General features: G+C 38.6%; 23 protein-coding genes and 1 riboswitch. Of the genes, 2 read left to right on the forward strand and 21 right to left on the reverse strand.

The annotated features are described in order from the left end of the window. The first annotated feature begins 21 nt into the window (after window positions 1–21). On the forward strand, window positions 22–1,290 hold the full coding sequence (locus tag T375_RS13335) for a transglutaminase domain-containing protein (RefSeq protein ID WP_049960407.1): 1,269 nt from the start codon (window positions 22–24) through the stop codon (window positions 1,288–1,290). Here T375_RS13335 and thiC read toward each other — a convergent pair. From thiC to T375_RS10450, 10 genes are all read right to left on the reverse strand, one after another. Beyond that, window positions 1,287–2,594, reverse strand: a complete 1,308-nt coding sequence (gene thiC / locus T375_RS10405; RefSeq protein ID WP_044938111.1) for a phosphomethylpyrimidine synthase ThiC — start codon at window positions 2,592–2,594, stop codon at window positions 1,287–1,289. The genes T375_RS13335 and thiC overlap by 4 nt on opposite strands. A gap of 12 nt (window positions 2,595–2,606) precedes the next feature. After that, entirely contained in the window at window positions 2,607–3,860 is a 1,254-nt protein-coding gene (gene thiH / locus T375_RS10410; RefSeq protein ID WP_044938114.1) for a 2-iminoacetate synthase ThiH, read from the reverse strand. Between the two features lie 8 nt (window positions 3,861–3,868). Further along, window positions 3,869–4,636: a thiazole synthase gene (locus T375_RS10415; RefSeq protein ID WP_044938489.1), complete on the reverse strand. Its 768-nt coding sequence runs from the start codon at window positions 4,634–4,636 to the stop codon at window positions 3,869–3,871. Window positions 4,637–4,656: 20 nt separating this feature from the next. Beyond that, window positions 4,657–5,292, reverse strand: a complete 636-nt coding sequence (thiF, locus tag T375_RS10420) for a thiamine biosynthesis protein ThiF (protein WP_044938116.1) — start codon at window positions 5,290–5,292, stop codon at window positions 4,657–4,659. Continuing rightward, a complete protein-coding gene (thiS, locus tag T375_RS10425) occupies window positions 5,293–5,487 on the reverse strand; it encodes a sulfur carrier protein ThiS (RefSeq protein WP_044938118.1) in 195 nt (64 codons plus the stop codon). Between the two features lie 16 nt (window positions 5,488–5,503). Further along, window positions 5,504–6,283 carry a bifunctional hydroxymethylpyrimidine kinase/phosphomethylpyrimidine kinase gene (gene thiD / locus T375_RS10430; RefSeq protein ID WP_044938121.1) on the reverse strand — a complete coding sequence of 260 codons (780 nt, stop codon included), beginning with the start codon at window positions 6,281–6,283 and terminating at the stop codon, window positions 5,504–5,506. Beyond that, window positions 6,280–6,909 (reverse strand): thiamine phosphate synthase, encoded by a 630-nt coding sequence (gene thiE / locus T375_RS10435; protein ID WP_044938124.1) that lies wholly within the window; start codon window positions 6,907–6,909, stop codon window positions 6,280–6,282. The genes thiD and thiE overlap by 4 nt, the downstream gene beginning before the upstream one ends. A gap of 70 nt (window positions 6,910–6,979) precedes the next feature. Further along, window positions 6,980–7,084, reverse strand: a riboswitch (TPP riboswitch). A gap of 43 nt (window positions 7,085–7,127) precedes the next feature. Further along, the gene (locus T375_RS10440) at window positions 7,128–8,216 is read right to left on the reverse strand and encodes a radical SAM/SPASM domain-containing protein (protein WP_044938127.1); all 1,089 of its coding nucleotides are present in this window, start codon (window positions 8,214–8,216) and stop codon (window positions 7,128–7,130) included. 259 nt (window positions 8,217–8,475) lie between these two features. Continuing rightward, the gene (locus T375_RS10445) at window positions 8,476–8,919 is read right to left on the reverse strand and encodes a MarR family winged helix-turn-helix transcriptional regulator (protein ID WP_044938128.1); all 444 of its coding nucleotides are present in this window, start codon (window positions 8,917–8,919) and stop codon (window positions 8,476–8,478) included. A 130-nt stretch (window positions 8,920–9,049) separates the two neighbouring features. Then, a complete protein-coding gene (locus tag T375_RS10450; RefSeq protein ID WP_197019856.1) occupies window positions 9,050–9,592 on the reverse strand; it encodes a TetR/AcrR family transcriptional regulator C-terminal domain-containing protein in 543 nt (180 codons plus the stop codon). 185 nt (window positions 9,593–9,777) lie between these two features. On the opposite strand from T375_RS10450, the gene T375_RS10455 reads away from it, so the two are divergent. Continuing rightward, on the forward strand, window positions 9,778–10,641 hold the full coding sequence (locus T375_RS10455) for a DMT family transporter (RefSeq protein ID WP_044938132.1): 864 nt from the start codon (window positions 9,778–9,780) through the stop codon (window positions 10,639–10,641). 2 nt (window positions 10,642–10,643) lie between these two features. Here T375_RS10455 and T375_RS10460 read toward each other — a convergent pair whose 3' ends face one another. From T375_RS10460 to T375_RS10510, 11 genes are all read right to left on the reverse strand, one after another. Further along, the gene (locus tag T375_RS10460) at window positions 10,644–11,687 is read right to left on the reverse strand and encodes a VanZ family protein (protein ID WP_044938135.1); all 1,044 of its coding nucleotides are present in this window, start codon (window positions 11,685–11,687) and stop codon (window positions 10,644–10,646) included. 84 nt (window positions 11,688–11,771) lie between these two features. After that, the gene (locus tag T375_RS10465; RefSeq protein ID WP_044938139.1) at window positions 11,772–12,416 is read right to left on the reverse strand and encodes a potassium channel family protein; all 645 of its coding nucleotides are present in this window, start codon (window positions 12,414–12,416) and stop codon (window positions 11,772–11,774) included. A gap of 8 nt (window positions 12,417–12,424) precedes the next feature. Then, window positions 12,425–13,708: a TrkH family potassium uptake protein gene (locus tag T375_RS10470; RefSeq protein ID WP_242839281.1), complete on the reverse strand. Its 1,284-nt coding sequence runs from the start codon at window positions 13,706–13,708 to the stop codon at window positions 12,425–12,427. Between the two features lie 103 nt (window positions 13,709–13,811). Next, window positions 13,812–14,468, reverse strand: a complete 657-nt coding sequence (locus tag T375_RS13745; protein ID WP_044938142.1) for a YoaK family protein — start codon at window positions 14,466–14,468, stop codon at window positions 13,812–13,814. A gap of 6 nt (window positions 14,469–14,474) precedes the next feature. Further along, entirely contained in the window at window positions 14,475–15,161 is a 687-nt protein-coding gene (locus T375_RS13750) for a DNA alkylation repair protein (RefSeq protein ID WP_044938144.1), read from the reverse strand. A gap of 5 nt (window positions 15,162–15,166) precedes the next feature. Further along, the gene (locus T375_RS10485; protein ID WP_044938147.1) at window positions 15,167–16,534 is read right to left on the reverse strand and encodes a sodium-dependent transporter; all 1,368 of its coding nucleotides are present in this window, start codon (window positions 16,532–16,534) and stop codon (window positions 15,167–15,169) included. A gap of 111 nt (window positions 16,535–16,645) precedes the next feature. After that, window positions 16,646–17,119, reverse strand: a complete 474-nt coding sequence (locus T375_RS10490; RefSeq protein ID WP_044938149.1) for a hypothetical protein — start codon at window positions 17,117–17,119, stop codon at window positions 16,646–16,648. Next, window positions 17,106–17,846, reverse strand: coding sequence for a hypothetical protein (locus tag T375_RS10495; RefSeq protein WP_044938151.1), 741 nt, complete (start codon window positions 17,844–17,846; stop codon window positions 17,106–17,108). The genes T375_RS10490 and T375_RS10495 overlap by 14 nt, the downstream gene beginning before the upstream one ends. Window positions 17,847–17,885: 39 nt before the next feature. Further along, on the reverse strand, window positions 17,886–18,134 hold the full coding sequence (locus T375_RS10500; protein ID WP_033154488.1) for a DUF1653 domain-containing protein: 249 nt from the start codon (window positions 18,132–18,134) through the stop codon (window positions 17,886–17,888). 168 nt (window positions 18,135–18,302) lie between these two features. Next, a complete protein-coding gene (locus T375_RS10505) occupies window positions 18,303–19,652 on the reverse strand; it encodes an MATE family efflux transporter (RefSeq protein ID WP_044938153.1) in 1,350 nt (449 codons plus the stop codon). A 118-nt stretch (window positions 19,653–19,770) separates the two neighbouring features. Further along, window positions 19,771–20,091, reverse strand: coding sequence for a hypothetical protein (locus T375_RS10510; protein ID WP_044938155.1), 321 nt, complete (start codon window positions 20,089–20,091; stop codon window positions 19,771–19,773).

The following is a 20,091-nucleotide window of genomic DNA, read 5'->3' on the forward strand; positions in this document are numbered from 1 at the left end:
ATATCACAACAGAGGTCAATTATGAAAAAAAGAAAAAAGCTTTCATCTTTTATTAAAGGAATAATCATTACATTTGCAATAGCAATCGCAGTAGAAGGATTCGTGTTATGCATGCCCCTATTAGGTATAGATGTTGACGACACTATCTCCTACGTTACCGAAACCATAGCTGCTGCAAAAGGCTTTTTCGCACAGTCGACTTCCGACCTTTCAAGTGGTGAACACACCTTGGGAAATGGCCCTATGGAGGGCACTGGCACCGAGCAGGATTCAAGCTCCCTGGATTCTCCTGTAAACACTGGCGAGGAATACACCTTTGATTCTACCGTATATCCTTATCGAGCTCTTCTATCTTCCGAGGAACAGGCTGTTTACAACCAGATATACGCAAATGCGGTAGCATACAATACAAAGATTTTCACATTAGTAAATGAACTTTCTGAGTCAGAATTAAGCGAGACTATTAATTCTGTATTCAATGATCATCCCGAGTTATTCTGGCTCAACACATCTTATAAATATGGATATAACAAATCCAATGCAGTTGTACAGGTTCAGCTGAGCTTTGGAATATCAAGTGACCAGTTAGATTCAGCAAAGACTCAGTTCAATAGTGTTGTAGATAGCATTTCTACTGCTGCAAGCGCATACTCTTCTGATATCGAAAAAGAATTGTATATACACGATGCAATTTGCGAATTAACTACTTATAATACAAACGCTGATTTAAACCAAAGTGCATACTCGGCACTTGTAAACGGCTCCACAGTTTGTGCTGGATACGCAAGGGCTTTCCAGCTTATTTGCCAAGAGACTGGCTTAACCTGCTATTACCTTACAGGAACAGCATCTGGTGGCGATCACGCTTGGAATATCATTTCCGTTGATGGAGATTTTTATAATGTAGATCTTACCTGGGATGATTCTATTTCAGAAAGCTATGGTTCATCCGTATATACGTATTTTAATTTAACAGATGATGACATATCTGATGACCACACTAGAAGTGAATTAGGAAGCAAACTTCCTGCTTGTACAGCAACAGCCATGAGCTACACAAACGTATATGGTTCAACCGTAGAAAAGAGTGATATTGATAACAATGGTGGACAGATTACTGAGGGCAACTTTACAATTAACGAGCCTCAAGAGCCTATAACAGATTGGAGAAATGAACCTGCACCGTTTGAAGACATTGGTGCAGGCCAAACTCCAGATATGGGACCTGATGATATGGCCCCTAATGATAAGGGCCCTGGAAATATGGGACCTGATTTTGAAGGCAATTAGCCTAAAATATCTATGTACTCTCCTGCCAAGGCTTTATTCATGCTTCTAACGGCACAGAATTTACCGCACATAGAACATGTGTCATCAAATTCTGGTGAACGGTCAGCACGGATAGCCTGGGCAGTCTCTGGGTCAATTGAGCATTCCCATTGCTTGTCCCAATCAAAACACTGTCTGGCATCTGCCATGGCATTATCTCTATCCATTGCATGTGGTACATGCTTAGCAATATCTGCTGCATGTGCTGCAATCTTTGATGCAATGATTCCCTGTTTAACATCCTCAAGATTAGGCAAAGCCAAGTGTTCCGCAGGTGTAACATAACAAAGAAATGCTGCACCGTTTTGAGCCGCTATCGCACCTCCGATTGCTGATGTGATATGGTCATATCCTGGAGCAATATCAGTAACAAGAGGTCCAAGTACGTAGAATGGGGCTCCCATACAAACCTTCTGCTGAATTTTCATATTTGCAGCAATTTCGTCCATTGGCATATGGCCTGGACCTTCCACCATAACCTGCACATCCTTGGCCCATGCACGCTTTGTTAGCTCTCCTAAGCGTACCAATTCTTCTATCTGACACACATCACTGGCATCAGCAAGACAGCCTGGTCTGCATGCATCACCAAGGGATATTGTCACATCATACTGGCGACAGATATCCAAAATCTCATCATAGTATTCATAAAATGGGTTTTCCTCCCCTGTCATAGACATCCAGGCAAATACAAGTGAACCACCTCTTGATACAATGTTCATCTTTCTTTTATGAAGCTTTATCTGATCGATTGTCTTACGTGTAATTCCGCAGTGAAGTGTAACAAAGTCTACTCCATTTTCAGCGTGAAGGCGAACAACATCTATAAAATCCTTTGCTGTCAATGTAGCCAAATCTCTCTGATAATGGATTACGCTGTCGTAAATAGGCACTGTGCCTATCATTGCTGGACATTCATCTACCAGCTTCTTTCTAAATGGCTCTGTGTTTCCATGGCTGGATAAATCCATAATGGCCTCAGCCCCCATATCCACTGCAGCCATAACCTTTTGCATTTCGATATCGTAATCCTTGCAGTCACGGGATACGCCAAGATTGACATTTATTTTTGTGCGTAGCATGCTGCCTACACCTTCTGGATTAAGACACTTATGGTTTACATTTGCTGGAATAGCAACCTGTCCCTTGGCAACAAGCTCCATTATTTCCTCAGGTGTGCGATATTCCTTAAGCGCCACCTGCTTCATTTCTGGAGTAACAATCCCCTGTCTTGCTGCGTCCATCTGTGTTGTGTATTTTCTCATTATTCTTCTCCTTTAAACATATATGTAATCGTTGAAAACTGGTTGTAAACCTTCATCAGAAATGTCTACATACATTGTTCCTAAACTTCTGCCATCAGATATTTCAAACTGCTCATCACCTGAAGGGTCTGTAGACTCCTCACCTGTATATTTCTCCTCATGATCGCCGATGCCAGTGGATACTCCTGCAGAAACCTTAGTAGCTGCTATCTTTACAATTCCATTTCTAAATGCTGCAGTCTCTCTAGAAGAGACTGTAATGCCACAGAAAGGTAAAAATATACGATAAGCACAAATAATCTGGCACAACTGCTTTTCCCCTACATCAAGTGGATTGATTGTGTCATTATTGATAATTGGTCGAAGTCTAGGACATGATAATGACATTTCTGCATAGGGGTATTTGCGCTGTAAATAGTAGACATGCAAGGCTGATGCCAGGGCATCCTTTCTGAAATCCGAAAGCCCCAAAAGTGCAGAAAAGGCAACTCCTCGCATTCCACCCATAAGAGCTCGCTCCTGAGCATCAAATCTGTATGGCCAGATTCTCTTGTTGCCCATCAAATGCAGTGTCTCATACTTATCAGAATCGTATGTTTCCTGAAAAACAGTAACATAATCAGCTCCACACTCATGCAAATATTTGTAATCCTTTACGTTTACCGGATATATTTCAATTCCAACCATTTTGAAATATTTTCTGGCAATCTTACATGCCTCGCCTATATATTCAACATCTGATTTTGCAGGGCTTTCTCCGGTGAGAATTAAAATTTCCTCCATTCCACTATCTGCAATAACCTGCATTTCATGCTCTATCTGTTCATATGAAAGCTTTAATCTTTTTATTTTGTTATAGCAATTAAATCCGCAGTATACGCAGTAATTCTCGCAGTAGTTGGCTATATAGATTGGTGTGAAAAGATATACCGTATTTCCGAAGTGCTTACTTGTTTCCTGCTGTGCCTTCTTGGCCATTTGTTCCAAAAAAGGTTCAGCAGCTGGAGAAAGAAGTGCCTTAAAATCCTCTATTGTACATTTATCGTTGGCAAGTGCTCTTCTGACATCTGCAGCTGTATATTTGTTGTAATCGTAGGAATCAAAATGTTCCATTACGTTTTTACGTACATCCGACTCAATAATATCCATACCTGGCAAGTATTCCATGTGATTGATTCTAGATGAAGGATCTGTCTCAATCTGATGCTTGCGCTCTAGCCCTGTTGCAGATAATTCCTTTGAATCAAATAAAAATGTGTTTTCCATGATGCCTCCTAATGTAAGAAACCTGTAAGTGGATCTGATGCTGCTGCACCACGAGTAAGCACTCTTCCAAGGCCTGCCAAGTATGCTTTTCTTCCTGCTTCAATAGCGTCCTTGAATGCTGAAGCCATAAGTGTCAAATCTCCTGCTGTTGCAAGCGCAGTATTTGCCATTATTGCCGCAGCACCCATTTCCATTGCTTCACATGCCTGTGATGGCTTTCCAATTCCAGCATCTACTATAATAGGCAAATCTATTTCATCAATAAGAATCTGTATAAACTCTTTTGTAGCCAAACCTTTATTTGAACCTATAGGTGATGCAAGTGGCATGATGGATGCAGCTCCAACATTTTGCAATTCTCTTGCAACATTCAAATCTGGATACATATAAGGCATAACCACAAAGCCTTCTTTTGCAAGAATTTCTGTTGCTTTTATTGTTTCGTAATTATCAGGAAGTAAATACTTTGTATCCCTCATAATCTCGATTTTTACAAAATCACCACAACCAAGCTCCCTTGCAAGCCTAGCTATTCTCACTGCTTCCTTTGCATCTCTTGCGCCACTTGTATTTGGAAGTAAAGTTACATTCTTTGGAATATAATCCAAAATATTTTCTTCATCCTTGGTATTTGTTCTTCGTACTGCAAGTGTAATTATTTCAGCTCCTGCGTCTTTTGTTGCTGCCTCAATAAGCTTCATCGAATATTTTCCTGATCCCAAAATAAAACGAGAATCAAATTCTTTACCACCGATTACCAGTTTGTCATTTTCCATTCCATTTTCCTCTTTCATTTTTATGCGTCTAATTCTCCAATGAGAATTTTAATTACCATATGTGCTTCGTGCGCTCCGCAAACCATCACTCTAGATGAAATCAACCCGATACCATCATTAACATCACTAACCCCATCTCCTGAAAGGTAGAATCTCTTTGATGCTCTTCTAGTCTTTATATCATTTGCACTGCCAAATCCTGCCATTCCAGAACTAGATAGCATATATTTATCTGGCATTTGCTCTAGTACCAGATTAACTAGCATAGCCTTACTTTCAGCTGAATCAAAAGCCTCACAGACAATATCCGCCTTTTCTATCAATGGCTTTGTGTTAGCCTCGGTCAGCTTTATGTTATGAGTCTCAATCTTTATGTATGGATTTATTTCATGTAAATTAGCCGCCATTGCATCAGTTTTTTTCATACCAACCTGATTGATTTTGTACTGCTGTCTATGCAGATTGCTTACATCTACAAAATCATAGTCAATCAAAATCAAGTGGCCTATGCCCGCTCTTGCAAGACATGTGGCTATATTAGATCCCAAGCCACCGAGCCCACATATTGCAACCACAGCCTCGTCGAATTTTTTTTGATTTTCTGCACCATGTCTATCTACAAGTGCCTTATAGAACTCATCCTTTGTCGGTATCAATCAGCCGCCTCCTACAAAACTTACTACCTCAACAACATCCCCATCCTTTAAGATAGTCTCATTAAATGTTGTCTTAGAAATGATTTCTTCGTTAATCTCCACAGCAATAGTTCTAACGTCAAATTTAAAATCATCCAGTACAGTAGCAAGCGTCTTGTTTGCTAACTCATACTCTTTTCCATTTAAGAAAACCATTACTTCTCCTTTCCTTCTAGCTGGCCACACAATGATTAAGTGGCCCACTTCCTTTTCCCAAATCCAAATTTGCACCGATAGCTTTTTCAATATATGACTTCGCATTTACGATAGAATCTTTTAAGTCGTACCCCAGCGCCAAATTCGATGCAATGGCACTTGATAATGTGCAGCCTGTTCCATGGGTGTTAGTGCTATGAATTCTTTCCCCTTCAAACCATGTAACACATCCATTGTCAAAAAGAACATCGCTTGCATCCTCCACGCAGTGTCCTCCCTTTACAAGAACTCCACATCCATATTGTTCTCCAAGCTTTTTGGCTGCCTGCTCCATATCTATTTTGTCTTCTATCTTTGTGCCGGTAAGGGTTTCTGCTTCAGGTATATTGGGTGTAATAACTCTAGCCAGTGGAAACAACATTTTTGCCATCACTGCTGGGGTAGAGTTTTCCATCAATCTACTTCCGCTTGTAGCCACCATAACCGGGTCCACCACAATATTCTTTGTTCCAAATTCCTTAAGCTTTCTAGCTACCACTCGCACTTGCTCCACTGATGGAAGCATTCCAATTTTCACTGCATCTGCTGGTATATCAGTCAAACAAGCATCTATTTGTTCTTCCAAAAAATGTGGCGATGATTCCACAATCTCTGTAACCCCTGTGGTATTTTGTGCTGTAAGCGCAGTAATTGCAGTCATTCCATAGACTTTATGAGCAGACATGGTTTTTAAATCTGCCTGTATTCCAGCTCCACCGCTGCTATCACTTCCTGCAATTGATAAAACTACCTTCATCCTTTTATCTCCCTAAACTTCTTTTTCATACTTTCAGCAGCATTTCGTGGCGAATCTGCTTTCATAATAGCTGAAACAGCGCATACCCCAGCTATGTCAATTCCTTTTAATACATCCATATTAGAAGCATTCAAACCGCCAATAGCATTAACTGGTATAGGAACTGCCTGGCATATTGCATCCAATGTCTCCGTGGATGTAATGATAGTTTTTACTTTTGTAGTAGTTGGATAGATTGCGCCAACTCCCAGATAATCAGCCCCAGCCTCATATGCTGCTTTTGCTACATCCACTTTCTTGGCAGTGGCTCCCAAAATCTTCTCAGGCCCGATAATCCTCCTTGCCATCTCAAGTGGCATATCCTCTGCCCCCAAATGGACCCCCTCGCAATCCACAGCAAGCATTACATCCACACGATCATCAATAATCAGCGGAACATTGTACTTTCTGCAAATATCATGTACTGCCTGTGCCAGTTCAATATATTCCTTTGTGGTACGATTTTTTTCTCGAAGCTGCATCAAAGTGACGCCGCCCTTTAAAGCATCCTCAACTCTCCACAGGAATTCGTCTAGCTTATAAGGTGTACTGTCAGTAATAAAATAAAGCTCGCTATTAAATTCCATTATTCCTCCTTTTTTGCATAAAAAAACGGAAGCTACCTGATTTCTCAAATAGCTTCCGCATAATATCAATATCATTATTAATCGGCGTCCCTACGTTGGCATTATCCAAATCAGGTTCTCGGTCGAAGGTCACACCTTCCTCTCAGCCTGTCTACAAGCTCCCGTCTCATATTAAATTCCTTACATATAATGCTACAAGTGTGGCAAAAAATCAACACCTAATTGCAAAGTGCCTCCACCTGTTCTTTCTTTTCGAAGAGGACACATCCGCCTACATGGTCATCCTTTAGGATGTCGCCTGCCTGGAGTACCTGGAAGAGACGTGATGAAATAGCACCTCGAAGACCCATGTCCATTACGTTTGTGTCGGAGAATGGTGAGAATGGGCATGGCTCAGCTCCACCATGGGAATTGATGTGGAAAAATCCTCTGCCTGCTGCAACACATCCGCCTGATGACTTTTCATCACCTGGGAAGGAAATGAATACCATGTCCTCATAATCCTCACGAAGAGCGGCAATTCTAGCTCTAAGCTGCTCTTCCTGCTCCTCGCTAAGGGCAAGGTGCTTGCTCTCATCTGATACAGGAACATACTCAACATAGATTACAGCCTTGCAGCCATATCCCTGAAGCATAGATACAAAATCATCAGAAAGGACATCGTCAAAGTTTTCTGTAGTAACTGTAACTGAATTACCGAATATTTGACCATTCTTTTTGAATGTTTCCATGTTTGAAATAAGCTTATCGTAAATTCCTTCGCCACGACGGCTGTCAGTTGCTTCCTTGTGGCCTTCAATGCTCATGATTGGCACAAGGTTTCTGTTTTTATCAAATAACTCAAAGTACTCATCGCTGATGAATACTCCATTTGTAAAGATTGGGAAAAGAATATTAGGCTTCTTTGCAGCTGCCTTGATGACGCCCTTTCTAAGAAGAGGTTCGCCACCTGCCAAAAGAATAAAGCTGATTCCTAAATCCTCTGCTTCATCGAAGATGGTAAGCCACTGTTCATCGCTAAGCTGATTTACAGGCTCACAATCCTTTGTGGCATCGTTCTGACGAGAATAACAGCCAGCACAATGTAAGTTGCAATTGCTAGTGATTGATGCAATTAGGAATGGAGGAACATGCAAGCCCTCTTCCTTGAATTTCTTTCTAACATCAGCAGCTTTCTTTGTTGCTAATGCAAACTTTGCCATAAAAATGCTTTCAGCTGGATCTTTCAAAGTAGCACGAATTGAATCCTTTACAACTCGCTCTACACCAGCTGTCATATACGCTTGAATATCAAATTCCTTTTCCATATATACACCTCTTAAATGATCTTATCATTCCATCGCATTAATTGCATGTGATTTGATTTTGTAAAATCATTATACTCCTGTTGATAATCATTTTCAATTATAAATACATAGTAAAAAAAGCTGCCCGCCAGCAGCTTTTTTTGGGAGAATGATATATGAAAAAGTTTTATCGCTCTTGCGATGATTGTATATTACTCTCCCATTATGAACTTGTACTGTTACTTATCTGAAATCTATGTGAAGATTGTAAAAATCAATTTTATTCTTCACCAATTCCTTGCATAGCCTTATCCAGTAGCTTCTTTAACTGAGCCTTTTCCTCATCTGAAAGATTTAGGCACCCCTTCATTTGAGCTGGAACCTTTTTAGCTTTTTCTTTTAATGCCTGTCCCTCATCTGTAAGTTTAATAACAAGCTTTCGTTCATCCTTTTCAGATCTTCCTCTTGTAATCATGCCTTGCTTTTCTAATCTCTTTAAAAGTGGAGCCAAAGTGCCTGAATCCAAATGCACGCACTTTCCAATTTCTCCTTCAGTCATATCGCCAGCCTGCCATAAAGCCATCATGACAATATACTGGGTGTAGGTAAGATTAAGTTCCTCAAGAGGCTTTCTATACTTACGTACAACCTCCTTAGCACATGCATACAATGGAAAACAAAGCTGATTCTCCAAACATAATACCTTGTCCGATGTTTTTGTCATTTTATACTCTCCTATAATTCGTTCACATTAGAATTGTGTACAATAATAATGTATCAACGATATTACAGAAAGTCGAGATATAGCTAAACGCAAATACTAAATCATTTTGCATTAATTTAATTTTACAAAATCAAGCACCGATAAATGGACGTATTTCACTAGGAGCAAATTCCTGTATGATGCCGGCTAGTTTATCGCATGGCATTGGATTTGGTTCCAATAACCAGCCACATACGTACTGACATATGCCACATACGTACATCTTAATCAATGCCATCATTTCATCAGATAACTCATCTTTTCCTGATTTACTTTTCACTTCTTTTACAAGTAAATCACGGTTTGTATTGGCCATCTGAAAAACAAAAGAATCCATCCCCTTGGTATTCTTTAATGCGTTGACTATAAAGGACTTGTTGTCCATAAAATACTGTAGATTACAACTAATTGTATCTTTCCATGTCCAGCCATCTTTCCCTACGTTTTTAATATGCTTTTGCGCTTCCTGCAAATAAATCCAGGTAATCAAATCATACTTGTCCCTAAAATGATTGTAAAAAGTAGGCTGTGTCATACCACAATTATCTGTAATATTTGTAATCGTAATTTTATTAATTGGTTTTGTCTCTGCCAACTCTTTGAAAGATTCTGCCAAAATTTCTTTTGTTGACATCCTGTGCATAGCCTCTCCCCCTTTCTACTATGCTTATTTTACCAATATTTTTCTTGCAACTTCAATACCAACTTTATAAGGTGCAATTCACATAATTTAGCTATACAATTCATCAATATTACGTGATATACTTTTTAATTGTATGATATGTGTTTGGGGAATAATCAAGATTTAGGAGACCCATTATGACTAAAAATAACAAACTCAAGGGAATCATTTGTATTCTATTAGCCGCTGTCGGCTTTTCACTTATGACATTTTTCGTCCGTATCTCAGGCGATTTGCCAACCATGCAAAAGGCATTCTTTAGAAATTTTGTAGCTATGTTTGTTGCCATCGCAGCTCTTCTAAGGGCCAACGTAGGAATTAAAGTTGAAAGACCAAGCATTCCACCTTTGTTTGCAAGATGCTTTTTCGGAACATCAGGACTTATTGCAAACTTCTATGCTATCGATAGATTAGGAATTGCCGACGCCAACATGCTAAATAAGCTATCACCATTCTTTGCTATTATTCTTTCTATTTTTATTTTGAAGGAATATCCAAAGCGTGTTGATATCGCAGCTACTATCATTGCTTTTATTGGCGCATTATTCATTATCAGACCAACAGGCCTTATAACAGAAACTGTTCCTGCACTCATCGGCCTATTTGGAGGCTTTGGCGCAGGAACAGCATATGTTTGTGTCCGCAAGCTTGGACAACAGGGTGTAAAAACTCCTGTTATTGTATTTTATTTTTCGTTCTTCTCTTGTGTGGTGACCCTGCCATTTTTAATTACAGATTTTGCTCCAATGAGTCCAACACAACTGCTATGCCTGCTTATGGCTGGTGTAAGCGCATCACTTGGACAGTTCTCAATCACCACCGCTTACAAATACGCTCCTGCAAAAGAGATTTCTGTATTTGATTACACACAGGTTGTATTTGCAGCCATCCTTGGAATAATCTTCCTTGGTGAGATTCCTTCGATCCTCAGTATTGCAGGATATGCCATCATTATCGGTGTTGCCGTATTCAGATGGTACATGAATCTAAAAACTGAATAGAATTAGGTTTCAAGAAAAATAACCTTAGTATTGTCCGGGCCCATCACAGTCAATGTTCTATGATTTGTGTATGGGTCCGTTCCACATTCACTTGTTATATTTGCCTTATCTAATCTTCGCTTTATACCATCCATATTGTGGTGTGCAAGCACTATAGTCTGGGCCGGTATATCATTCTGCTTGTTCAAACAATGTACTTCCAAGGAAGTTCTTCCCATTGATAGAAGCAAGTTTGTCTGAGTAACATCCTTTGGAATAATAATCTTCTTAATCTGGAATCCCAAATCTTTTACATAGAAATTCCAAATCTCGTCCTCATCTGTAGCTTGGATAATAACACGATTGATAGCAAGCTTTTTAGAAAATGGAAAAAGAACTCCATTTTTCGCCAGCTTCTTCCAGCGCTTGTAGTACTTAAAATCCTTTCTCCACTCTGGATTTGTGAGAGTGTACGCACGATGCATGTACAACGCTATTCCTATAAATCCGCCAAATGTGTCTGCTATAACATCTGCAGTGTCATATGTTCCACGCTTTGTGATAAGCTGTAAATTCTCGATTACAATAGAGGAAACAAAGCACATAATAAGTGATCTGCTCCACGCGTGATTTCTGAACCATCTGAAAATATATGGAAGCAAGTATCCCATAGGGATGAACACCATAACATTGAGGTAAAACTCGATAAACTCTTCCTCCGGAAGCTCGATATCTTGCCATGTCATAGTGAAAATACTAAAGCCCGCATTACGAACTACATAATCTGGATTTGGAGTTCTTGCAAGAAATACTAAATAGAAAAGGAAAAATAGATAAACTACAAAGGCCACCCAAAGAATAATTTTTCTGATGATTGCGCTTTTATCTGCATTTTTGCTAGAACTAACGCCGCCCTGTAGATTTAAACCGATTTTGTTACAGATTTTATTATCAAAAAAAGGTAATAAATAGGCGAGGAGCAAAGCTATGATAGTTGCTCCTACGACTATTATTACATTCGAAATCCAATTATTCGCATAAAAATCATAAAAACTATTAAGTTCCAATTATTGTCTCCAATCTCAAAGCAGTATATTCATTGTAAAAAGTATACTTAGTAATTGTCAACAATTTGTGTATAAGACAACAGATTATTTATTTAATCTATGCAAATCCTTACGTTCTACGACTATAAGCAACAAGTCATCTGCGTTAAGCGCCTCTGCTGGGTCCAAAATCTTCCAGCTTGATCCACGTTTTAAGGCAATAACGTTGGCATTATAATTCTTACGTACATTCAATTCCATCATATTTTTACCAACCCATTTTGGAAGTGGATTGATTTCAATCATACAAAGGTTGCCATCTACCTTGAAATAATCGAGGAATGTATCTGAAGAAAGAATTCTAGCAGACTGCTCTCCGCCGTACTCCTCAGGAACGATTACTTTGTTGGCTCCAATCTTTTTAAGGATAGATGTCATTCTATCTGAAGAACTTTTGGCAACAATAAGTGGAACACCCTGTTCCTTGGCAACTGCAACAGCCATGATACTTGCAGCAAGATTTCCTGCCATTGCTACCGCAACGATATCCATATTTTTAAGACCTAATGAAATAACCTCATCTTCGTTTGTAATGTCTGCACATACAGCAGCTGTACAGAAACCATTAAGCTCTTTGAGCTTATCCTGATCCTGGTCGACGATTAAAACATCAGCGCCCATTTCATACATATTTTTTGCCAAGCTGGCACCATATTTTCCAAGTCCTAATACTGCAATTGATTTTTTCATAATGTCTCCTATCCTACAAAGAAGCTTCCTTCTAAATATCTACATTTATTATTTTTATGTCTTTTACCTGCAAAGAAAATTGCAAGGGATATAGGTCCTATTCTGCCTAAATACATGGCAAGAATAATGATTAACTGACCTGCCAGATTGAGACTGCCTGTCAATCCTCTGGTAAGTCCCACTGTGGCAGATGCACTTATGATTTCATATAAACCGTCCTGCATATTAATAGGATTTGTTGAAATCAATGCAAGTGTAAGAACAACGATTGTAAAAGCAGCTACAGAAACAATAACTGTGGCCTTTCTCATGTTTTCTTCTGTCACTCGTCTGTTAAAAGTAATTGTTTGGTCATCATCTCTGATATATGAAATGATATTCAACAGCGCCAAATAAATTGTAACCGTCTTAACACCACCTGCTGTACCTATAGGTGAGCCACCTATAAACATCCAAATATACGATATAACACAAGAAAAATCTGTCATGTTTTCCTGGGCAAATGAAGCAAAGCCTGCAGTTCTCAAGGTAACCGATTCAAATAAGCTGTTAATAATCTTATCCATTAAAGAAAAATGACCAATAGTATATATATTATCGTACTCGGCTATAAAGATAAGGACTGCACCTATAATAATCAGTGCAAATGTTACGCTTAAGACTAGCTTCGTGTGCTCATTAAATCTTTTAAAAATTATGACTGGATTGTATTTCTGCTTGATTCCATATTTAATCTTTTCAGACATATCAAACCAGACTACATATCCTAAACCACCCATAACAATCAAAAACATGGTGTTGATCATAATCAGTGGATTATCATGGTACGCTATTAAACTGCTATCTCCAAATATATCTATTCCCGCATTACAAAAGGCTGATATAGATGTGAATACCGAATACCAGATGCCTCTTGCCACGCCAAATCTAGGAATAAAATCTATAGCATATACAGCGGCTCCAAATGTTTCAACCTTTGCCACATCCTTAAAGATTCTGATGAGCAGTTTTAATACTCCTACGTCTGTTTCCAGGTTAAGTGATTCTTGAAGCATTTTGCGGTCGGCGATTGAAAACTTCTTTTGAGTAATAAGCATAATCATGGAAACAACTGTTATGATTCCAAGACCACCTGCCTGAATAAGTATAAGAATAATTATTTTCCCTAATAGGCTATAGTGAGTAGCCACATTTACTACTGTAAGCCCTGTTACACATGCCGATGTGGTAGCGGTGAATAGCGATGGGATAAAACCAGTCCAACCACCATCTGCCGATGCAAACGGTAACATTAAAATAAGCCCTCCTATTACAATGGTAATAAGAAAGCTTAATGGTATTAAATGAATAGATGTTAACTTTAGCGGTTTCATTTAAATCAAATCTCCCAAGGATTTATAGATGCTCTTTTCGCATCATTAAAAACGCTAATAATAATAACACACTTGATATTAAAATACACCTATATCCTAAATATATAGATAAAATTCCACCGATGCCTGCACCTATCGCAAATACGATAATAATTCCATAATAGTGCATTGCCTTTTTTAAAGCACCTTTTTCATGGTTTCTAAGGTAAACTGATAGGCTCTCTGTACCGCTTCTAAGGTTGCCAATGCACATGGTGCTTGCATATGGATATCCGTTTACCTTTCTAAAGGACTGGACCTGCATAGCACATGCTAAAGATACTAAAACATTCGCCAGTACATTTAATGATGCAGGTAAAAAAGCCACTGCCGACAAAACTATGATTTCTATTAAAAGAACTATCTGACGCCAATGAATCTTTTTAGCATTTCGATAATGAAAACTTACTTGCTCTGCTATAAGAATTCCTACTGCAAAAGAAAGAATTGGCAGTAAGTAACGCAATCCCTTAGCCCACTCTCTTTGCATTAAATGCTGAGACATAAGGACAATATTTCCTGTTTGAGCGTTTGCAAATACCTTATCCCTAAGATTGTAGGTGTAGGCATCCTGAAAGCCTCCTGAAGCAGAAACTATAGCGCTTAGTAAGAATGATTCTGATGTTTGTCGTGATTTCATAGTTTATTACTTCCGTTTTAAAGATCTAAGATACTGCTTGTGTTCGTCTGTGACTCTATAGCTTTCAATAGATTTTTGAATAGCTTTATTATGAGTCCATTTATCAAGCATATTGTTTTCAATGTATGGCAATGCTGCCTCATACTGCTTAGCAAGAGCTGTGGCGAAATACCATGCTATAGCCATATTTATGTAGTATTCATCAGATTTAACTGATGCCACTATTTTCAAATATTCTTCGTCAAAGTCTTCATCTAAAAACTGGGACATATAAGAGACAATAGCAAACCTGACTGTATAAATGTCATTTGTACCAATCCATTTTAACAGCTGACCAGGCACCAAATCATGATTCTTTTTGAAACACTTTGGTGACATCTGGTCGCATGTAGCCCAGTTGTCCACATATGGAAGAAACTGATTAAGCCTAGTTATACACTCATCATAATCCTTGATTTCACTAATCAAAAATGCATGAATCTGATTTTCATCAAAATACTGATGTGGCAAATCATCAAGAAAATCTGCCACATCCTTTCGCTTACTATATCCTTTTGCAAGTTTGCGAAGGACTGGAGTGCGTACTCCGATAGCTGAGCCCTCTGCAATCGTAGGTGTAAGCTTGCTTTGAAAATCCCTATATTTAATATCCTGGTTAGCAAATAAATCTGCTCTGATTTCTTCTGTTATCATATGTTTTACATTGAAATAATCCCAAACACGTTAAGTATAGCACTAATCAAAATAATAACAACAAACAATGGGCAAAGGAATTTAATCATGAAAGAGAATACAGCCTTTCTCTTAAATGGATGATTCTCCTGCTCAACTTCTGCTTCGAGTCTTTCTACTGTCATAAACTTAGTAATAAGAATACATGTAGCAAGAGCTGCTATAGGCATCATTACTGAGTTTGTAAGGAAATCAAAGAAATCCAAGAACTGCATGCCAATGATTTTAACATTCGCAAGTGGTCCATTACCAAGTGATGATAAGCTTCCAAGAACAACCATGATAACAGCCATAACATTTGTTCCAAACTTTCTGCTCCACTTGAATTCATCTTCAAATGTAGAAACAGCACTTTCTGTAAGTGCAATTGCGCTTGTTACTGCAGCAAACAAAACTAACGCAAAGAAAAGAATTCCGATAATTCTTCCAAATCCCATGCTGGCAAAAATCTTTGGCATTGTGATAAACATAAGTGATGGGCCAGCATTTAATGTGCTTTCATCTCCTCCAGAGAATGCAAACACTGCCGGAATAATCATAAGGCTGGCCATAATAGCGATTGCTGTATCAAAAATCTCTACCTGCTTTGTGGATTCCTCGATGCTGACTTCTTTCTTTACATAAGAACCAAATGTAATAAGAATACCCATGGCAATTGATAATGAATAAAACATCTGACCCATTGCAGTAACAATTGTCATAATCGAAAAATGCTTAAAATTAGGGATAAATAAATATTTTACTCCACTAAGTGCACCAGGTCTTGTAACTGAATAGATGCAAATTATAATGGCAAGTACCACCAGGATTGGCATAACGAACTTTGATACTCGCTCAATACCATTTTCTACACCCTTATAAATTACAAATAAAACTAATATCGTAAATACGATAAACCAAAACTCTGCATCATATCCATTTGTAATGAAATCCACAAAGAATGTATCTGAAGCGATTTCATTTACATCTGCTCTGATATATTCAAATAAATACTTACATACCCAGCCACCGATAACTGAATAATAAGGAACGATAAGAATTGGAATGATTGCATTAATCCATCCTCCTAATCCCATTAACTTGTTGTGACTTAAATCCCTGAATGCCCCGACTGGGCTTTTGCTTGTAGCGCGTCCTATTGCAGTCTCTGCAACGATCATTGTGTATCCAAATGTTAAAGCAAGAACTATATAAACAATTAAAAAGATTCCTCCTCCATATTTAGCACATAAGTAAGGGAATCTCCAAATATTTCCTAATCCTACTGATGCTCCAGCTGCTGAAAGCACAAAACCAATCTTTCCCGAGAAACTACCTCGATTACCTTTCTTCAATTAATTACTCCTCCATGTTACTTTAATACTTTAAGCTGTTAAACTTGTACAGTAACATAGTATAGCAAAAAAAATTGCTTCAAGGAAGAGCCTTGAAGCAAAAATTTAAACTTATATTATATTTTTAATTCTAGTCATTCTTTCATCCAGTTCATGGTACACAGGCGTAAGTGGCCAAGGCATAAGCTCTATGTATTCTTTATCACCTGGATTTAATTTTTCCAGCTTGCTTATAAAGCTTTCATCATGTTTGTATAGAAGCTTTCCGAAGTCGCATTGAACATATTTCGTTTGTGAATTGTCGATTTGTTCAGTCACCCTCCGAAAGCTTATCCTGCCAAAACTATCCTGTTCTTTGACGAAGAACGCTTTCTCATGGGATGCCTTTGGTTCTTCCAAGCTTATCTTTCCAATATTAAGAAAATGCTCCCACATATAGCCTGCAATCTTTTCTTTGGAAATAGGATAATCAAGCTCATTTGCTATCTGCGATATAGAATATCCCAAATCAGCAAGATGGCGTACTGCTCCACCTGCCGCAGCATCATTTATGAAATTCGATAAAGCTTTATTAAACTCTTTCATGACCTTTTCTGTTCTTTATAATACAAAGCTTCTCTTTGCAATTTGCACACTGAAGATGTTTATTGCTTCCAAACCAAAATGTCTCTGGATGTTTCGCATAGCCCACTTCCCATTTAATAAGGACGATAAGTGCTGTAAAGAAAAGACTCCATGAAAAGAAATTCTTTATAAACAGCATTGGGGTAAACATCATGAAATATCCCCAGTCATAGATTCTGCAGTTGATACAGCATTTGTTATGCATGATAAATGACTGGAATGGACAGAATATTAAAATACAGATATAGTCGCACAGATAGAAAAATACTGTCAACATCAACATATCTGCAGCACCTATTACCTTAAAGAGATACAATACTGCAAACACAGCATTAAATGTCAACCAGACTAGCATTACAATCCAAGCTCTTACATTCATCTGCTGGACAAATTCTAAAAGAGCTAGTCTCGAATAACCTTCCACTTCATCAAAGGTTTTGACATCTCCTTTAAAGTAGGCCATAGAAAGATACTTATGAGGAATGATATGCTGAAGCATCATAATCATAAAGATTCCCCACAGTACATGTAATGGACTAATTCCGTACTCTGCGATACCAAATGTAAACTCGTGAGTCATAAAGCCAACAAGCATATCTTTACGAAAGATATATGCTCCAAATATAAATAGGAATACAAAAACTCTAAACCCTAAATTGATTAGAGCTCTTTTCATCATCTTGGTCATGTATTAATACCTCTCACAAAACATAAACCAATATATAAACTAATGATTCTTTTTGCTAGCAATCTCCTGAAGCTCAAATCTATATTTCTGAGTAACCTCTGGATACTTTTCATGATCCACTTCGGATAAAAACATTTCCTTTGGTCTTACCCACAAAGAACCATCATCGTACAGCTTGCGATATACTACCATTTCTTCCTGTGTCTCAGAATCCCTAGCTATATCCTCAACTAAATAATAATCCCCTTTAAAGTGTTTGTATACTCTGTGTAAAACTAATTCTTGCATTGTGTACTCCTTGTAAATAGTATCTATATTTATTTTATTACGAGATAAATATTACTGCAAATAAAAAGCTCCAAGGAAGCAAGCTTCTGATATGTACCCTCCTTACTGAACTTTTCATTGTCCAGTAAAGAGGGTACATATCACCCAGGGAGTCTTTTTATTGCTACTTTATGCTATTGCTTTAGTTCTTTTGCCAATTAAACAATAGTATGTCACCATGAGCATCAGAAAAGCGCCTATCCATGCAGATACTTCAGAAATGGCAATTCCCTTAAATCCGTTCCTTCCTACCAAAAAGCCAAAGATCAGTCTCATAATGACTTCGAGCCCGCCTGAGAGCATTGGTATAAAGGTATTGCCCAACCCCTGAACAGAGTATCTGTATACAAAAAGCCAGCCCAGGGCAAAAAAGCTTATTCCCATGATCGGCATGAAATCGGTACAATAACCGATTATCATGTTGTCAGTCAGCAGCATCCTTGCCAGGCTTCCGGGCACAAATATCATAAGGAGCGATATAGGCACATTCACAAGTGTAGAGAGCATCAGGCCCTGTCTTACTCCTGTGCGTATCCTGTCATATTTGCCAGCGCCCTTATTTTGCCCCACAAAGGTCATCATGGAAAGACCTACGGACATTCCGAACTGCTCAAAGAGTGATGCAAATTTCATGCAGGCTGAATAGGCTGCCACATATGCGCTTCCCATAAGATTTACGAAGTACTGCAATACCATGGTCCCTGCAGCTGTGACCGAATTCATAAGTGCCACAGGAAGTCCTATTTTCATCAATTCAACCAATATATTCTTTTCATCTGCTTTTTCTGACGTGTCTTTTCCCAGACTCATAAAATCGATAGTTCTAAGCTTTTTAAGGCACAAAAGGTATGATACAAACTGAGAGACCACTGTTGCCACTGCTGCTCCGACAACTCCGGTGCCAAAGGCCATTATGAAAATAATATCAAGCATGATGTTCACGAGTGATGAACAGATCATAGCAGTGAAGGGCGTTCTGGAATCTCCCATTGACTGGAGAATTGTAATCTCAAGGTTATTCATAACCGTCACTACAATTCCCAATAAGATCACAACAAAATATCTATACGAATCGTCAAAGATATCTTCAGGAGTGTTCAAGAACGTCAGCATCTTATTAAGCAAAGAAACGCATACAACAGTAAAGGCTATTCCAAACGTGATACTGAGCTTCTTGGCTGCTCTGATGTATGCATTCAGCATAGCCATATCGTTTTTTCCAAAGCTCTGGGCAAAGGTTATGCCAAATCCTCTGGTCATCCCCACAACAAATCCAAGTATAAGGAAGTTAAGTGTCCCGGTTGCCCCAACAGCAGCCAGCGCCTGATCCGAGATTCCCTTGCCAACTATAATGCTATCCACAAGACTATACAGCTGTTGGAAAAGATTTCCCCATAATAAGGGCAAAAAGAACAGTATGATCTGTTTCATACTGTTTCCTGAGGTCATATTTTGTGTGGTCTGTTCTGTATTTGTCATGGCCGCTCTCTTTGGTCTTTCTCTTGATGTTAATTATTTAATAGTTAAGATCATTTAAGTATCCGGGCTATTCCCTTTGCAAGACGCAAATCCGCATCTTTGAAATGATTTCCGGGATTCATTTCAAACGTAGTTTATATGCCCTTATTCTTGTATTAATCATAAACTTTTCCAGTCTTATCTTCAACTGTGCTAAGAAGCGCGTTGCGAGTGCGTGCCTCTCTATTGCCAAGGGAAAAATATACTCTTGAAGGCATTTTACCAAAATTATTTTTATCTGCCCCTCCTGTGTAGGGGCTATCATTTTTATACAAAGGAGCACATTCCCAGGGGGCATCTCCTCATTCCAGTTAATGGTCCCTGGGGACGAGGTTAGGGACCATTTTTCACGCGAAAAAAAGACCCGGTACAATGTACCGAGTCTTCTGTAATCTGCCAT

Source organism: Pseudobutyrivibrio sp. LB2011 (assembly GCF_000701765.1).
GTDB lineage: Bacteria > Bacillota > Clostridia > Lachnospirales > Lachnospiraceae > Pseudobutyrivibrio > Pseudobutyrivibrio ruminis.

Excerpts from the sequence above, each read along its gene's own strand:
- T375_RS13335 (WP_049960407.1), top strand. The coding sequence starts at position 22 with ATGAAAAAAAGAAAAAAGCTTTCATCTTTTATTAAAGGAATAATCATT.
- thiC (WP_044938111.1), bottom strand. The coding sequence starts at position 2,594 with ATGAGAAAATACACAACACAGATGGACGCAGCAAGACAGGGGATTGTT.
- thiH (WP_044938114.1), bottom strand. The coding sequence starts at position 3,860 with ATGGAAAACACATTTTTATTTGATTCAAAGGAATTATCTGCAACAGGG.
- T375_RS10415 (WP_044938489.1), bottom strand. The coding sequence starts at position 4,636 with ATGGAAAATGACAAACTGGTAATCGGTGGTAAAGAATTTGATTCTCGT.
- thiS (WP_044938118.1), bottom strand. The coding sequence starts at position 5,487 with ATGGTTTTCTTAAATGGAAAAGAGTATGAGTTAGCAAACAAGACGCTT.
- thiD (WP_044938121.1), bottom strand. The coding sequence starts at position 6,283 with ATGAAGGTAGTTTTATCAATTGCAGGAAGTGATAGCAGCGGTGGAGCT.
- thiE (WP_044938124.1), bottom strand. The coding sequence starts at position 6,909 with ATGGAATTTAATAGCGAGCTTTATTTTATTACTGACAGTACACCTTAT.
- T375_RS10440 (WP_044938127.1), bottom strand. The coding sequence starts at position 8,216 with ATGGAAAAGGAATTTGATATTCAAGCGTATATGACAGCTGGTGTAGAG.
- T375_RS10445 (WP_044938128.1), bottom strand. The coding sequence starts at position 8,919 with ATGACAAAAACATCGGACAAGGTATTATGTTTGGAGAATCAGCTTTGT.
- T375_RS10450 (WP_197019856.1), bottom strand. The coding sequence starts at position 9,592 with ATGTCAACAAAAGAAATTTTGGCAGAATCTTTCAAAGAGTTGGCAGAG.
- T375_RS10455 (WP_044938132.1), top strand. The coding sequence starts at position 9,778 with ATGACTAAAAATAACAAACTCAAGGGAATCATTTGTATTCTATTAGCC.
- T375_RS10465 (WP_044938139.1), bottom strand. The coding sequence starts at position 12,416 with ATGAAAAAATCAATTGCAGTATTAGGACTTGGAAAATATGGTGCCAGC.
- T375_RS10470 (WP_242839281.1), bottom strand. The coding sequence starts at position 13,708 with ATGTTACCGTTTGCATCGGCAGATGGTGGTTGGACTGGTTTTATCCCA.
- T375_RS13745 (WP_044938142.1), bottom strand. The coding sequence starts at position 14,468 with ATGAAATCACGACAAACATCAGAATCATTCTTACTAAGCGCTATAGTT.
- T375_RS13750 (WP_044938144.1), bottom strand. The coding sequence starts at position 15,161 with ATGATAACAGAAGAAATCAGAGCAGATTTATTTGCTAACCAGGATATT.
- T375_RS10490 (WP_044938149.1), bottom strand. The coding sequence starts at position 17,119 with ATGAAAGAGTTTAATAAAGCTTTATCGAATTTCATAAATGATGCTGCG.
- T375_RS10495 (WP_044938151.1), bottom strand. The coding sequence starts at position 17,846 with ATGACCAAGATGATGAAAAGAGCTCTAATCAATTTAGGGTTTAGAGTT.
- T375_RS10500 (WP_033154488.1), bottom strand. The coding sequence starts at position 18,134 with ATGCAAGAATTAGTTTTACACAGAGTATACAAACACTTTAAAGGGGAT.
- T375_RS10505 (WP_044938153.1), bottom strand. The coding sequence starts at position 19,652 with ATGACAAATACAGAACAGACCACACAAAATATGACCTCAGGAAACAGT.
- T375_RS10510 (WP_044938155.1), bottom strand. The coding sequence starts at position 20,091 with ATGGCAGATTACAGAAGACTCGGTACATTGTACCGGGTCTTTTTTTCG.